Annotated in this window: 14 protein-coding genes; 11 read left to right on the top strand and 3 right to left on the bottom strand. The window is 57.4% G+C overall.

Annotated features, from left to right (window positions below; all coding sequences use genetic code 11):
• Nucleotides 1–113 precede the first annotated feature (113 nt).
• The 3 genes from EN869_RS01280 to EN869_RS01290 all read right to left on the bottom strand — a co-directional run bounded on the left by EN869_RS01280 (nucleotide 114) and on the right by EN869_RS01290 (nucleotide 3728).
• Nucleotides 114–1262, bottom strand: coding sequence for a mandelate racemase/muconate lactonizing enzyme family protein (locus EN869_RS01280; protein ID WP_127228003.1), 1149 nt, complete (start codon nucleotides 1260–1262; stop codon nucleotides 114–116).
• A gap of 60 nt (nucleotides 1263–1322) precedes the next feature.
• Entirely contained in the window at nucleotides 1323–2825 is a 1503-nt protein-coding gene (locus tag EN869_RS01285) for an aldehyde dehydrogenase family protein (protein WP_127228002.1), read from the bottom strand.
• Between the two features lie 63 nt (nucleotides 2826–2888).
• Nucleotides 2889–3728, bottom strand: a complete 840-nt coding sequence (locus EN869_RS01290; RefSeq protein ID WP_127228001.1) for an enoyl-CoA hydratase/isomerase family protein — start codon at nucleotides 3726–3728, stop codon at nucleotides 2889–2891.
• Between the two features lie 164 nt (nucleotides 3729–3892).
• On the opposite strand from EN869_RS01290, the gene EN869_RS01295 reads away from it, so the two are divergent.
• From EN869_RS01295 to EN869_RS01345, 11 genes are all read left to right on the top strand, one after another.
• On the top strand, nucleotides 3893–4213 hold the full coding sequence (locus tag EN869_RS01295; RefSeq protein WP_127228000.1) for a hypothetical protein: 321 nt from the start codon (nucleotides 3893–3895) through the stop codon (nucleotides 4211–4213).
• A gap of 1 nt (nucleotide 4214) precedes the next feature.
• Nucleotides 4215–5384, top strand: a complete 1170-nt coding sequence (locus EN869_RS01300; RefSeq protein ID WP_127227999.1) for an LLM class flavin-dependent oxidoreductase — start codon at nucleotides 4215–4217, stop codon at nucleotides 5382–5384.
• Nucleotides 5385–5489: 105 nt separating this feature from the next.
• Nucleotides 5490–6347 carry an ABC transporter permease gene (locus EN869_RS01305; protein WP_127227998.1) on the top strand — a complete coding sequence of 286 codons (858 nt, stop codon included), beginning with the start codon at nucleotides 5490–5492 and terminating at the stop codon, nucleotides 6345–6347.
• Nucleotides 6344–7165, top strand: a complete 822-nt coding sequence (locus EN869_RS01310) for an ABC transporter permease (protein ID WP_127227997.1) — start codon at nucleotides 6344–6346, stop codon at nucleotides 7163–7165. Before EN869_RS01305 ends, EN869_RS01310 begins: the two co-directional genes overlap by 4 nt.
• The gene (locus EN869_RS01315) at nucleotides 7162–8253 is read left to right on the top strand and encodes an ABC transporter ATP-binding protein (RefSeq protein WP_127227996.1); all 1092 of its coding nucleotides are present in this window, start codon (nucleotides 7162–7164) and stop codon (nucleotides 8251–8253) included. Before EN869_RS01310 ends, EN869_RS01315 begins: the two co-directional genes overlap by 4 nt.
• Nucleotides 8254–8291: 38 nt before the next feature.
• Complete coding sequence (locus tag EN869_RS01320) at nucleotides 8292–9902, top strand: GMC family oxidoreductase N-terminal domain-containing protein (RefSeq protein WP_127227995.1); 1611 nt, start codon at nucleotides 8292–8294, stop codon at nucleotides 9900–9902.
• Nucleotides 9903–10070: 168 nt separating this feature from the next.
• On the top strand, nucleotides 10071–11387 hold the full coding sequence (locus EN869_RS01325) for a D-serine ammonia-lyase (protein ID WP_127227994.1): 1317 nt from the start codon (nucleotides 10071–10073) through the stop codon (nucleotides 11385–11387).
• A gap of 5 nt (nucleotides 11388–11392) precedes the next feature.
• On the top strand, nucleotides 11393–13021 hold the full coding sequence (locus EN869_RS01330) for a class I adenylate-forming enzyme family protein (protein WP_127227993.1): 1629 nt from the start codon (nucleotides 11393–11395) through the stop codon (nucleotides 13019–13021).
• A 2-nt stretch (nucleotides 13022–13023) separates the two neighbouring features.
• Nucleotides 13024–13482, top strand: coding sequence for a PaaI family thioesterase (locus EN869_RS01335; protein WP_127227992.1), 459 nt, complete (start codon nucleotides 13024–13026; stop codon nucleotides 13480–13482).
• A gap of 47 nt (nucleotides 13483–13529) precedes the next feature.
• On the top strand, nucleotides 13530–14018 hold the full coding sequence (locus EN869_RS01340) for a flavin reductase family protein (protein ID WP_167506973.1): 489 nt from the start codon (nucleotides 13530–13532) through the stop codon (nucleotides 14016–14018).
• Nucleotides 14011–14850 carry an amidohydrolase family protein gene (locus tag EN869_RS01345; RefSeq protein ID WP_127227990.1) on the top strand — a complete coding sequence of 280 codons (840 nt, stop codon included), beginning with the start codon at nucleotides 14011–14013 and terminating at the stop codon, nucleotides 14848–14850. The genes EN869_RS01340 and EN869_RS01345 overlap by 8 nt, the downstream gene beginning before the upstream one ends.
• Nucleotides 14851–14853 lie beyond the last annotated feature (3 nt).

Raw genomic sequence — 14853 nt, forward strand, 5'->3', positions numbered from 1 at the left:
TGATCCCGGCGGCTCGTCTCGAACCATGGCGCCGATCGTATTTCACAGAGCCCAACTGGCGGCACTTTCGAACAGGGAGCTATCGGCGCGCGCCTTCGATCGTTCATAGACGACTAGGCCTCTGCTGACACTGTGCGTAGCGTCCTGACCGGCGTTTCGCTCGCCGCGCGCTTTAGCAGCTCGTCTTCTTTCAGCGCGATCCCAATGCCCGGCCGTTCGGGCAAGTCGATGAAGCCTCTCACGGGAACGAGTGGCACATCGCAGATCTCGGAACCTACCTCGTCGAAGCTTAGGAAATACTCCGTCAGCAGAAAATTCGGCATTCCGGCGCTCGCCTGCATGGTCGCGGCAAGCGATACCGTGGTCGAATTGTAGTTATGTGGACTGACGCCGATATGGTGAGCTTCTGCGTTGGCTGCGATCTCCTTTAACTCCAGAAGGCCTCCGCAGGCCGAGATGTCGGGATTAATTATGTCCACTGCGCGGGCTGCGAAAAGTGAGCGAAAGTCGTCCTTGGTGTATAGGGTCTCGCCTGCCACGATCGGAGCGTCCGACACCTGTCGCACTTCATGCAGTCCCTCCAGATCGAACGCGGGCACAGGCTCTTCGATCCAATAAGGCCGCAGTTCTGCGATTGCCTTGGCGAAACGGGAAGCGATATTGGGGCTGAAACGTCGGCTGCATTCAATAAGCATTTCGACATCGTCCCCGACGGCGTCGCGCACCGCCGACACCATCGAGACCGCATGCCGCTCGACATCCCTGTCGACGTAGGTACGCACGGGCAGGGGAAATGGATCGAACTTTAGAGCCGTGAAGCCACGGCTGACGACGGCCTCGGCCGCCTTCGCTATGGCAGAGGGCGTTTTTGCTTCGTAGGCCCAGCCATTCGCATAGACCCTGATCCTGTCGCGATAACGCCCTCCCAGAAGATTGTGAACCGGCTGATTGCAGGCCTGCCCGACGATGTCCCATAGAGCAATCTCAAGCCCGGAGAGTGCACTGTAGAACTCCATCGATCCGCGGCGATGCACGTAGTCGTCGCGGAGCATGGTCACTGCGTACTTGATCTGAAATGGATCGCGGCCGACCAGGTATCGGCCGAATTGGGCAAGGTGGCTAACAATGGCATTTTCCCTGTCCGACTGCGAATATGCTTCGCCCCAACCAACAATGCCGGCGTCCGTCTCAATCCTAACAAATATCCAGTGTTTTTTCGTTCCGTTATTTACAATGTAGGACCTGATATTGTTTATCTTCACCTTGATCTCCGAGTTTGCCGTTGCAGGAGCATGGACGGTTTAGCTTGTGGTGCGGCAAACTCAGTCTGACGGCGAAATCCAGACCGATTTCACGTTTGTGTACTCTTCAACGTGTTGATGACCCGACTCCCGTCCGAAGCCACTCATTTTATATCCCCCAAAAGGAACCCCTGGATCGGCAAGCTGGTATGAGTTTGCCCAGACAACTCCGGACTTGATACGTCTTGCCAATGCATGCACGGTATCAAGCCGGCTTGACCAGACGCCCGCGCCAAGGCCAAAAACGGTGTTGTTCGCCAAAGCGACGACCTCTTCGGGAGTATCGAAAGGAAAGACGGTCAGCACGGGACCGAATATTTCGTCCCGCCCAATGGCTGCGTCGGGGCTGACATCCGCGAATACCGTTGGCGCGACAAAGTTTCCCCTAGATAGTTCGCCGTCCATAAGGCGGCATCCTCCCGAGACAAGTCGCGCTCCTTCTCTGATTCCACTTTCAAAGAAGCCACAGACACGATCCAGCTGCTTCATCGAAACGAGCGGACCGATTTGCGTGGACGGATGGAGGCCGTTCCCGATCGTGAGATTCTTGCCGTATTCGGCGACGCCATCGACCACCTGGTCGTAAACTGACCTCTCGACAAAGAGGCGCGAACCGGCACTGCAAATCTGTCCACTATTGTTGAAGATCGCCTGCGCAGCCCCTGGTATTGCTTTATGCAGATTCGCGTCTGCGAAAACGATGTTAGGCGACTTGCCGCCGAGTTCCATGGTCAGTCGCTTCATCGTTGGCGCGGAAGCCTTCATTATCCATTGACCAGTCACATGGCTTCCGGTGAATGCGATCTTGTCGACTGCGGGATGTTCGACGAGCCTTGCGCCCGCAACTATTCCGGACCCAGTGACAATATTGAAGACGCCCTTCGGTATTCCTGCCTCGAGGGTCAGTTCGCCCAACCGCAATGGAACAAGGGGGGCCTCTTCCGCAGGCTTCAGCACCATAGTGCAGCCGGTTGCCAGGACGGGGCCTAGCTTCCAGATCGTGGAGGGGATCGGACCATTCCAAGGCGTTATCGCTCCGACGACGCCGATGGGTTCACGAAGCGTATAGGAAAATATGTCGCCGCCATGGGAATTCTGGATTGTTTCGCCATGGATGGATACCGCCATCGACGCGTAGTACCGAAGCAGACCGACCGCACGTCTACGAAAACCCATCTGACGTGAGATCGGCGCGCCCATGTCGATCGTTGCAAGTGTAGCGAGTTCTTCAAAGTTCGCGTCCACCAGATCGGCGAGCCTCAAGAGGAGGTTCTGACGATCGTATGGTGTCATCGTGCTCCACGGACCTGTCTCAAACGCGCGACGCGCCGCCGCGACAGCGCGATTGATGTCCTCCCCGTCGCCCATGGCAACATCGACGATGGTTGTCCGCGTCGCAGGATTGATGGAGGGATATGTGCCGCCAGATGCTGACTCGACCCACTCTCCTTCTATGAGGAGTTTTTTGGTCTTCCGTAAGAACGAGTAATCGGTTCGGATTGAAGGTTCTTGACGCACTTGCATTTCTCCTTCCCATCTCGCAATTCTTCCCGACGCCGACCCCACGCGCAGTGCGCGTCTTCAGTTTCACTCTTCGTCGGAGGATTCGGTCTTGCGCTTTTCGAATGGAGCGAACTGCTGCTTGCGCCATTCCAGCGCGGCTTGAAGACTTACATTCGTCCGAAGCTCGTCGAAGGCGTCGCGTTCGGGCGACCCGGCGGTCCGCATCATGGCGGCCATATCAGCGCCGTGGCGCAAGGCCGTGAACAGGCCCATAGTCTCAAAGCTTTGATTGATCGAGCGCTTGTTCCACCGTTGGCAATTCGCGGCGACACGTGACATCCGCTTTGCAATAAGCAAAGTCTCTTCAAAGAGTGAGGCTGCTGGAAAAACGCGCTCGACCAGGCCCACTTCCAAAGCTTCGCGCGCATCCAGAACGTCGCCGGTATAGATAAGCTCGCGGCATTTGCTCCCGAGTATCCAGGGAGCCATCATCGTGCCGATCGCGCCTGCGAACCGAGCCTCCAAGACACCGATTCGGGATCGGTCCGAGCAATATCTAATGTCGCAACACAGCGCCAACTCAAGGCCGCCCGCCAAACAAAACCCGTCGATCATGGCGATCACAGGCTTAGTGCAGCGCCAGTTCGACAGAAGGAATTGCTGCTGATCCAGATACCGATCATTGATCTGTTCGATGTTCCGTTTGGCCCCGGGATACTCCTTTAAGTCGTATCCGGCTGAGAATGCCCGGCCTCCGGCGCCCCTCAAAATGATCACCCGGACATCCTCGTTGCGATCGAGGTCAGCGATCAGCTGCCGATATTCGACCGTCAACTGATCATTGATCGCGTTCATTCGGTCCGAGCGGTTGATGGTGATCACGGCGACACGATCATCGACTTCGACAAGAAGCGTCTCGTACATTTGGGGGCCCCCTTTTTCGGATCGCACTTTTATCGAATTTGTTCTGGGCGTCTAGTTTTTTTCTTATGGGAAAGATATTTCTTGACACGCAATGTTCTGAAAGCTTTGAATGCCCTTCATCAAGGACGCTAAAAGCTCCGAAAATGAAAACGGGGAGGGTCTGTGTGATCGTTAGTCTGGGCAGGGACCTGACAGCTGCGCTGTTAGCTCCAGACGATTTCAAGGCACTTTCCCTAAGGCTGGATGCGAGCTGGCCAGCGGGCTTATCGGATGAGGATATCCGATCCGGCCTGTCTGAGTGGGGTAGCCTCGAAGACCTCAGTCACGTCTGGGTGCCAGTCCAGCAGTTGCGACGACTCGGCCCACAAGATGCCAACTGGCTCAGCCGTTTCGACGCGATGATCGAAAGGGCCGCCCAATACGGCTGGACCCGCAAGCAGGCGGCCGAGGTCCGCATGCATATTGACCCGTTCTCAAGAAAATAAAGTGACGAAGGAAAAACGCATGTCCCACCTGCCTTTAAAGCACGGGCTCTTCCTACCGCCGTTCCACAAGGTAACCGAAAGCCCGACAATCTCGCTGCACCGAGACATGGAGATCATTCGCTGGGCGGATGAGCTTGGCTTTGACGAAGCTTGGGTCGGAGAGCACCATTCGGGAGGATTCGAGATCATCTCGTCACCCGAAATTCTGCTGGCCGCCGTCGCGGAGCGGACTCGCAGGATCCGGCTCGGAACGGGCGTAGTGTCGCTCCCCTACCATAACCCCTTGATGGTCGCGAACCGGATCGTCCAACTCGACCACATGACGCAGGGACGGGTCATCTTTGGCGTTGGCCCTGGGCTGCTTGTCACGGATGCGAGGATGCTCGGCATCGACCCTCAGCACACTCGTGACCGGATGGCGGAAGCGCTCGAAGTAATCGTGCGTCTTTTTCGGGGCGAGACCGTTAGCCACACCTCCGACTGGTTCGTCCTGAAGGACGCACGGCTGCATTTTGCACCATTCCAGCTCCCGCACCCTGAAATTGCCCTCGCCAGTTCGATTTCGCCGTCTGGTGCGAAGGCTGCTGGGAAATTCGGGTTTTCCATGCTTTGCGTCGCCGCGGCTGACCGCGCCGGTTTTGACGCCCTCAAGACGAATTGGGAAATCGCCACCCAGGTCGCGGAAGCCAATGGCAAGAAAATGGACCCGCGAGGGCTTCGTCTCGTCGCACCCATTCACATCGCCGAGACCCGCGAGCAGGCGGCCAAGAACGTTCAGTTCGGCCTTCGCGACTACATGGACTACTCGAACAGCGTAGCGCCGGGCCGTTTCCCCGTCGACGGCGATCCCGTCGCCTACATGAACGGAATCGGCGGCGCCGCAATCGGCACGCCCGACGATGCGATTGCTTTGATCGAACGCCTGATCGGCCGCCAGGGAGATTTCGGCGTCTTCCTTCAGATGGCACACAATTGGGCGGATTGGGATCAGACGCGTCGATCCTACGAACTCTACGCGCGCTATGTCATTCCACACTTCACGAAGGTGAACGCCAATCGCAATGCCTCGCTGAGCGAGATGGCGCGTAATGCCTCGAACAACGAAGCCGAACGTAGGCGAGCGGTCGACGCCCAGATCACTAAGTACGCGACAGAGTCGAAGAAAGGCTAACCCCTATTGAGGCCGTCATGAGTGAAGCTCCCCGCGGCCCAAGTTTGCTGGGGCGATCGACAAGGAGCCGTTCAGGCAAATGGCAAGGATTTTGGGAATTAGCTAATGGGTGGACATCTGGAAAAGCGTCGTTCACGCGGTTTGAACGGCCATCTATGGCTACTGTTGCCCGCCGCGCTTCTAATCCTGCCGTTCTTTGTTTGGCCCTCGGTGCTAATCATCGGCAAGAGTTTTTCCGGCGATACTGGGCCGTTCGAGCAGTACAGGATCGTGTTCGCGAACCCCGGCATCAGAACCGTGCTGGCCTACACGTTCTATGTTTCCGCCGTAGTCACGGGGATCACTCTAGTTATCGGGTATCCGGTTGCCTTTGTCGTGACCCATCTGCCCAAGAAGATCGCTGCTATCTGTGTTGCTTTGATATTCCTTCCATTCTGGGTCAGCACAGTCATCCGGACTTTTGCCTGGATGATCATTCTGGCGCGTAAAGGTCCGCTCAATGAAAGTCTGCTGGCGATTGGGATCCTCAGTCAGCCACTGCGCCTGCTCGATAACGGAGTGGGGATGATCCTCGCGATGGTCTATATCCAGATACCATTCATGGTGATCCCCCTCATCAACACGATGAGGACTATCGACCCGAGTTACATGCGAGCGGCAGCCATATTGGGAGCCAACCCATTCTCGCAAATCGTCCGGGTCTATTTTCCGCTGTCTCTGCCCGGCGCAATGGTAGGATCGATACTGGTCTTTATCTCCTCCCTGGGCTTCTTTGTCACTCCCTCGCTTCTCGGGGGGTCTCGAACGATGTTGTCCATCCTCATCAACCAGCAGGCATCTCGACTTCTGAACTGGCCTCTTGCGTCCGCCCTGGCGACGGTCGCGCTCGTTCTAACCGCGGCATTGTTCCTTATTTACAAAATGGTGCGCCGCGCCGCCGCAACGAGCGGAGGAATAGCATGAAGAACGAAGGCGTCCTGTGGAAGATCTTGCGGCTATCCGTTCGCGGCATGACGATGCTGCTGTTGCTTGCGATGCTCGTGCCTCTGGCGATCATCGTCATACTGTCGCTGTCGGATCAGTCGTACCTTTCGTTTCCACCAACCGCCTATTCATTCCGTTGGTATCGGTCGTTCCTCGCGAATTCGGACTACCAGAGCGCGATCATAAACAGCCTGACCATCGGCGTGTCGGCGGCATTTTTAGCTACCGTCGCCGGAACACTGGTGGCGATAGCCGTTATTCGTGGAGCAATCCCAGGCAAGAACCTTCTGTCGACCTTGATGATGGCTCCGGCGATCTTGCCACAGATCATCCTGGCGATCGGTCTTTATCCCATCAGCGTGCTGCTGTCGTTGAACGGAACGTACTGGGCGGTAATCCTGGCGCATGCCGCGGTATCGATACCCTTTCCATTCATCGCCGTATGCGGTGCGTTGCAGGGATATTCCGATCGCATTGAGTACGCGGCGATGAGCCTCGGGGCTTCCCCTCGCCAGACTTTCCGGCACATCACCCTGCCTATGATCGGCGCCAGCGTTTTCTCGGGCTTCGTCTTCGCGTTGGCTTTCTCGATCGACGAACTCGTCCTTGCAATTTTCCTGACAAGTCCGTCGACCAGAACGCTACCACTGCTCCTGTGGCAGCAGTTGAATTATCAAGTGACGCCGGAAATCGCAGCCGCGGCCACTGCCCTTCTCACGTTTACGCTGTTGCTGATCCTAAGCGCCACGATTGTGCGACGGTTCAGCCAGCAGAAATACAAGGTCTCAGGCGCATGATGATGGGTATTGGAAAAATCAAGGCTGGTTGCGCTGTTGCCATCAGGGAACTCACCAAAGAATATTATCCCATTGTCGCCGTGGCTCCGACCAGTGTCGATGTCGCGTCAGGCGGGTTCTTTGCGATCATCGGTCCGAGCGGCTCCGGGAAATCCACGTTGTTGGGCATTTTGGCGGGATACGTTCAGCCCACAGCCGGCAGGGTCGAGGTCAACGGGAAGGACATCCTTTCCGAGCCAATGTATCGACGCAACATCGGCATGGTCTTCCAGAACTACGCGCTCTTCCCCCACATGACTGTTGCGGAGAACATTGCGTTTCCCTTGAAGATGCGCGGCCTGCAAAAGGCACAGGTCACCGAACGAGTTAGACAGTCGCTGGCGATGGTGCGGTTAGAACAGTACCGTGATCGCAAACCTGGGATGCTATCGGGTGGACAACAGCAGCGCGTCGCGCTCGCGAGAGCGGCAATCTATCAGCCCTCGCTACTGTTGATGGATGAGCCGCTCGGCGCCTTAGACAAGAACCTGCGAGACGAAATGCAGGAAGAAATCAAACGCTTCCAGCAGGAACTCGGCATAACGGTGATCTACGTCACGCATGATCAGCAGGAAGCTGCGTTTCTGGCGGACCGTATCGGCATCATGAAGGATGGCGCCATGGTGCAGATCGGCACTCCGCGAGAGCTCTACGAGCGTCCGACAAGCCGATTTGTCGCGGGCTTTCTCGGTGAAGCCTCTGTGTTTGCGATTACCGGCTTGTCGGCGGGCTCCGAGGCTTCAGCTACCATCGAAGGAGGCCTTTCGATGAGGATCAATCCGGCCAACGCCGCCCGCGGCGGAAAATATGTCTGTATTCGCCCGGAAAATGTGATGATCGGCCAGGAAGCGGCCCGGTTGCCCAACGTCTACGAGGGCGTCATTACCGAATCCTTGTACACCGCCGGGAGCGTTAGGTATCGCATCACTGCACCGGCGGGACAGAGCCTCGTTTCGCGCGCCCTGCCCCACACTGGGTTTCAGCTTTACGAGACGGGCCGGACGGTCAAGTTTGGCTGGTCGCCCGACGACGTCTGCGTCATCAACTAACAAGCCGCGTGCTTGCCCTTTTCCCCGGAGAAAATGCGGTGTCGCATTCAAAGACTTTTGATTTCATCGTGGTGGGCGCCGGTTCGGGCGGCGCGGTCGTGGCGGCCAGACTCAGCGAGTCGGGTAAATACAGCGTACTTCTGCTCGAAGCCGGGCCCGAAGATAGGAGCCCACTGATCAAGATACCTCTCGGCCACCCGCTCCTTTACAACAATCCGAAGTATAACTGGAACCTGGAGAGCGAGCCGGAGCCCGAGCTCAACAACCGGACCTCCTTCCAGCCTCGGGGCCGTGTACTTGGTGGCACCAGCAGCATCAACGGCATGATCTATGTCCGTGGTAATCGCCTTGACTATGATGACTGGCGCCAGATGGGATGCACCGGCTGGTCGTACGAGGACGTCCTTCCATTCTTCAGGAAGGCAGAATCCAACATGAGGATATGCGACGAATATCACGGGAACGACGGTCCGCTGACGGTGTCCGATCAGTCGCCGCCGAACCCGCTGGTCAGGGCGGCACTTAAGGCGTACGGGGAATCCGGCATCCCACATAATCCGGATTTCAACGGAGCCGTGCAGGATGGGTATGGTCTCTATCAATTCGCGATCAACAACGGGCGCCGCGCAAATACCTCGGCAGCTTACCTGCGCCCGGCTCGGTCGAGGAAGAACCTCGTTGTCCAGACCAATTCCAACGTGAAGCGGATCTTGTTTAAAAATCACCGCGCCGTAGCGGTGGAAGTGTTTCGGGAGGGCGGGACTGAGACGGTATTCGCACGCCGTGAAATCGTCGTTTCGGGTGGCGCGTTTCACAGCCCACATATCCTCCAGCTCTCGGGCATCGGCCCCGGCGACGTCCTTCGACGCCACGGGCTGGCGATCGAGGTGGACCTGCCCGGCGTTGGCGAGAACCTGCAGGATCACTTCTGGACGTCGATCATCTACAGGTCTTCCGCAGCGATGACCCTGAACGACATCGCAAACAGCTATCTCAGGCGCGGTGCAGCCGCGCTCCAGTACCTATTTGGCAGGGGGCCGATGCGGGGTACCGGAATGCACATCGGCGGCTTTGTGCGAAGCGATGAGCGATTGGACCGTCCAGATCTCCAAATCCACATGGGGACCTGGGGGGCGAAATCACGAACAGCCGCCGGAGTCGTCCCGCATCCGTTTTCGGCGTTCTCATTGAGCCCTGTGCATCTGGCACCCCAAAGCCGCGGCACGGTGCGGATCAGAAGTTCAAACTTCCAGGACAAGCCGGAAATACGCTTTAATTTCCTCAAGCACGACGAAGATATGGAGACGCTGAAGCGTGGCATAAAACTGTCCCGCAAAATCGCGCGTCAGGCTGCCTTGAAGGAATTCATCATCGAAGAGGTGTTGCCCGGTCCGACGGTGAACACCGATGACGAGATTGAGGCCGATATCCGCAATCGAGGTATGTCGAACCTCCATCCTACCAGCTCATGCAAGATGGGCGTCGATAACGCTGCCGTAGTCGATCCTCGCCTCAAGGTGAAGGGAGTCGAGGGACTTCGGGTGGCCGACGCGTCCATCATGCCGCGGATTATCGTTGGGAACACAAATGCACCTACGATCATGATCGGTGAGAAAGCCGCCGCAATGATCCTGGAAGACGCGCGTTGACATGAAGGCCTAGCCTCGCATGGCCACAGACGGCGGACGCTTCGCAAGTATTTCCTGTGGCTCTAAATTTTCCTATAGGCAACATTTTTGTAGATAAGTCAGTCAGTGTCGGCTATGTTTGGCTTTAGGAAAACAACCCGCTGTCTCGCCAAAAACGAGGAATGACGCATGCAGGAAATGTTGCCGCAGTTCGCGGGAGCAGGGTCGTCTTCGACGGTCGCGCAGGACGAACTGAGCTCGCTTAAGGCGGGTTACCCGATGGTTTGGCAGAATATTCGGTGGCGGCCCTTTGTAGAGGCGGTCGTGCACGCGTCCATTACAGAGTCGGACGTGGAGGCTGCCGCCGCCTCGTGGATAAGCTATCGGGCGGTGCTTGCGGATCTCTTCCCGGGAGAAGTGCCGGAGTCGGGCGTAATCGACTCCAAGCTTGCGGACATCAGCTCGATTGCGGGACGGAAGAACGTCTTTCTTAAAGCGGACCACGACCTGGCTATAGGTTCGTCTATTAAGGCGCGCGGAGGTGTCTTCGAAGTATTGCAGCATGCAGACGATCGTGCAGCGTTAGATGGCATATCGTTTGACCCGGCAACGTCCGACTGGGCGCGGCTGCGTTCAAATCTCAAGGCGAGAAGAATTGTCGTCGGAAGCACGGGCAACCTTGCTTACAGTGTGGCCCGCACGGCGCGAGCGTTGGGTTTTCAGGCAGAAGTCCACATTTCGGCCGACGCTACACCTTTCAAGAAGGCTAGGCTCGTTGAGTTGGATGTCCAAGTGGTCGAACATAGCGGCGACTACAAGGAGGCGGTAGCCGCTGCCCGGAAGTCGGCGGCGCGAGACGACGCGGCCTATCTGATTGACGACGAGAGCTCCTCCCGCCTTTTTCTAGGCTACTCTTATGGAGCGCGGCTCCTCGCCGACCAATTGGCGTCACGCGGGATCAGCATCGACGAAAACCACCCATTGGTCGTTTATCTGCCGTGCGGCGTAGGCGGCGCGCCAAGCGGGTTGACGTTCGGGCTCAAGGCTATTTTCGGGGACGACTGTGCTTGCGTGTTCGTGGAGCCCACTCAGTCCCCATGTTTTCTTGTCCAGTTGATATCGGGTAAAAATAAGCCGACCTCAGTCTACGATATCGGGCTCAACAACAAGACGATTGCGGACGGCTTGGCGGTCCCTTCGGCGTCTATCTTCGCAGTTGCTCAGGTCGGTGAGATGGTCGATGCCTGCGTCACCGTCGCCGACGCCGAGATGCTGAAACTCTCGGCCAAGCTCGGCGAGCATGGATTCCCGGTCGAGCCATCGGCAGCGTCGGCGCTCGGGGCGCTAGAGCCCTTTGTCAAATCCTGCGGCTACCATTTCGATGAACGGAAAAGGCGCTTCGCCACCGCGAATTCCACTCACGTCGTCTGGAGCACGGGGAAGAGTACTCCGGATACCCTCAAGCTTCTGTTGGAGTTCGCAACTCAGAACAGAGTTGGAGTGTAGAAGTAATGACCCCGCGCGAGGAAATCGAGCTTATCGAGGCTGATCGGAGAGTCATCGAGGCTGGAAGCCTCTCGCCCAGCCTGAGCGGATTGCTCAGACTTGGTGCCGACAGGTATCCTCAGCAGATCGCTTTAAGGGAGATCGACGGGCAAGGGAGGGCCCTTACCTATCGCAATCTCAACGGCTTCGTCTGGAAAATCGTGGCGCTGCTCTCCTCGCACGGAGTCGAGAGAGGCACGCATGTTGCCATCGCGTTGCCTAACTGCGTCGAAATCATCGCAATTTGGATCGCCCTCTCTCGTATGGGTGCGGTTGCAGTCGGTGTCAATCCAAGCCTGACCGAAAAAGAGCTTGAGTACATCCTGGAGACATCCGACTCGGAATTCCTCGTCCTTGACGCCGGACGGCAGGATTGGGTGTCCGACTGGGCGGGCTTTCGACTCCCTTCGGAGCGGATCATAGTGGTCGGGTCCAAGGCCGGGCAGCACATTGGCCAGTCCTTCGATGCCGCCCTTGCTGAGCAGGGGTACCGAGAGCCTCCGGTCGCAACTCCCGATATCGATATGCCGGCGAGCATTCTCTACACCTCAGGTTCAAGCGGCCGCCCCAAACCCGCGCTCCTGCCGCATCGTTGGCACACCATGATGGGTCATGTGCGTTCCTTGCAAGGCCCTCGAATTGCAAACCTTCTGATCGAAAATCCCATCTATTACATGGGTGGGCAATGGCGATTGGCGATGGCTTTGACACAAGGCGCCACTGTGCTGATGGCCAGCAAGCCTACGCTCAATCACTTTGCAGAACGACTTACTGGGTATGAGGTCCAATTTTCCTCCCTGCCAAATCTGATCGCCAAACGACCGGACTTCTCCCTCGATATCCGATCTCGCCTGAAATGGATGGCGTGCTGCGCTTTGCCCAAAGAGTTGCATGTGGAAGCCGAGAGAAGACTCAGAGCCCCAATTCGCGAAATCTACGGCTCGACGGAGATGGGTTCGACGATCGTGATGCCGACGCGGGCGACAAGCATGGTTGGATCGGGCTCAGTTGGCCTTCCGGCCGCCTTTCGGTCCTGCCGTATCGTGGACACGCTTGGCAACGAGGTTTCACGAGGCAGTGTCGGCGAGCTACAGGTTCGAGGGCCGGGAATGCTGTCGGGCTATTACAAGTCGCCTGGCGCCTCCGCCGATGCCTTCGACGACGCGGGATGGTTCAAGACCGGAGATCTCTTCCGTCAAGACAGCGACGGCTACTACTTCTGGGTCGCCCGGGCCAAAGACGTCATCAGGCGGAGCAATGAAAACATCTCGGCGACAGAGCTGGAGGAGGAAGTCGCCAGGCTCGCTGGGATACTGGAGGTCGCGGCAGTTCCGGTGCCCGACGATTATCGCGGCGAAGAGGTTAAACTTTACATCCGCCTGCAGCCCGGTTTTTCGACCAGTGAGGTTCCGCCAAAAGCGATCCTAGAGCACTGCCGCGGCAGACTGGCTACTTATAAGCTGCCAAGATACATCGAGTATGTCGACGAATTTCCGCTCACCGTCTCCCTTAAGATTTCGAAGCCCGACCTGAAAAAGGCAAAACCCGATCTGCGGGTGGGCAGTTTCGATCTGGCTGAGAACCTGTGGCGATGACAATGAGCCCGAGGCCAGACACACGAGGGGTGATCGAACGAATAGGTGCGAGCGATCGCCATGAATTCGGGGACTTCTTCATTTCCAGGCTTCTCGGCCTAAGGATCGAATATCCTAACAAGGGGTGTGACGTAACGTTCGAGGTAACGCCGGAGTTCACCAATCCCGTGGGCACTCTCCACGGAGGGATTTTGGCAACGGCGATCGACATATCCATGGGCCATCTTCTCTTCAAAACCCACGCGTCTCCGGCGGCCACTCTCGAGATGAAGATCCAGTATCTCGCCCCAGCACTTGTAGGCGAACTCGTCGTATGTCGCGCGTCGTTTCTCAGGGCAGGCAAGTCGATAAATTTCGTCAGATCCGAAGCGCGTAACGCCTCCACGGAGGCGCTCTACGCATTTGCTACTGCGACATGGAAGGCAACAAAGCCGTCAGGCAATGAGGGAGAACAGTCATGAATGCATGCCCTTCTAACGGCCGTTCGCTAACAGGATCGTCAAATTTCATGAACAACCCGGAAGTTGCGCGTGACGTCTTCCGTTCGATCGCCGGGCATTGGCCGAGTGGCGTTGCGGTCATCACAAGTGTCAGTGAATCGGATGAGCCGGTGGGGCTGACGATGAGTGCCGTTATGTCGCTTTCGGTCGAGCCTCTTCAGTTTCTTATTAGCGTCGACAACAAATCAAACACGTTGCCCGCGATCATTTCCAGCGGCCGCTTTTGCATCAATTTCATGGCGCAGGGTCAGGAAGCCATCGCGATGCGTTTTGCGAGCAAAAAAGGCGAGAAGTTCGAGGGGCTTGCCTCAAGGCGGCTCGATAGCGGATCGATCCTAATCGAGGGCGTCCTCGCCTATGCCGATTGCGAGGTGGGAGCGGTCTACGACGGGGGTGATCATCGCATTCTGGTTGGGAGGGTGAAAGACATGGCGCTGCTTGGAAGTGTGCCGCTCGCATATTTCGCGGGAAGGTTCCGAAAGGTAACCGATGCCTGAAGGGCAGGAACTCACCTGGGATTGCCATGTCCATGTCTTTGGCGACCCGCGGCAATTTCCCTTCGACCCGTCAAGGACATATACGCCGGGCTCCGCGGACGCAGAGGCTCTCAAAGGCTTCAGGCTACGCCACGGCATTGACCGCACAGTGATTGTCCAGCCGAGCGTGTACGGCAGCGACAACAGCTGCCTGATAGATGCGCTCCAGCGTTTCGGAGGAAGCGCGCGGGGAATTGTGTCGCTTAATCCGGAAACGAACATCTCCACCCTTCGCGACTACCACTCCGCAGGCGTTCGAGGTGTGCGTCTCAACCTTGAAACGACCGCACTCAAGGACGATCCCGCGTTGGCGCGTCAAGGGCTACAGGATGCTGCCAAGCAGATCGGTGAGTTGGGGTGGCACATACAGATATACACTAACCTCGCAGTGATAGCCGCTGTTCGCGAAGTGATCGCCACTCTGTCGGTGCCTGTCGTGGTCGATCACTTTGGACTTGCCCGAGCCGAATATGGTCTCGATCAACCGGGCTTCGGCGAGCTTACCGACCTGGTCAGCCGCGGAACCTATGTGAAGCTGTCGCTCGCGGATCGGCTGGCCAAGTCTCCAGATGAGATGATCCCTTTTGCAAAGCAACTGATCGACGCCAACCCAGAAAGGGTGCTTTGGGGATCGGACTGGCCGCACTCCAGGCGGGGAGCCCGCGTAGACGAACCAGCACCGTTCGGAGCCGTTGACGATGCGCTTTCAATGCGCCTCGTCCGCGAGTCGTGTGAGACCGAAAAGCGACTCAGGCTGACGATGAGTACCAACCCGGCCCGTCTTTTTGCGTAAAAG

Origin of the sequence: Mesorhizobium sp. M2D.F.Ca.ET.226.01.1.1 (assembly GCF_004022705.2) — a bacterium.
Lineage (GTDB): Bacteria > Pseudomonadota > Alphaproteobacteria > Rhizobiales > Rhizobiaceae > Mesorhizobium.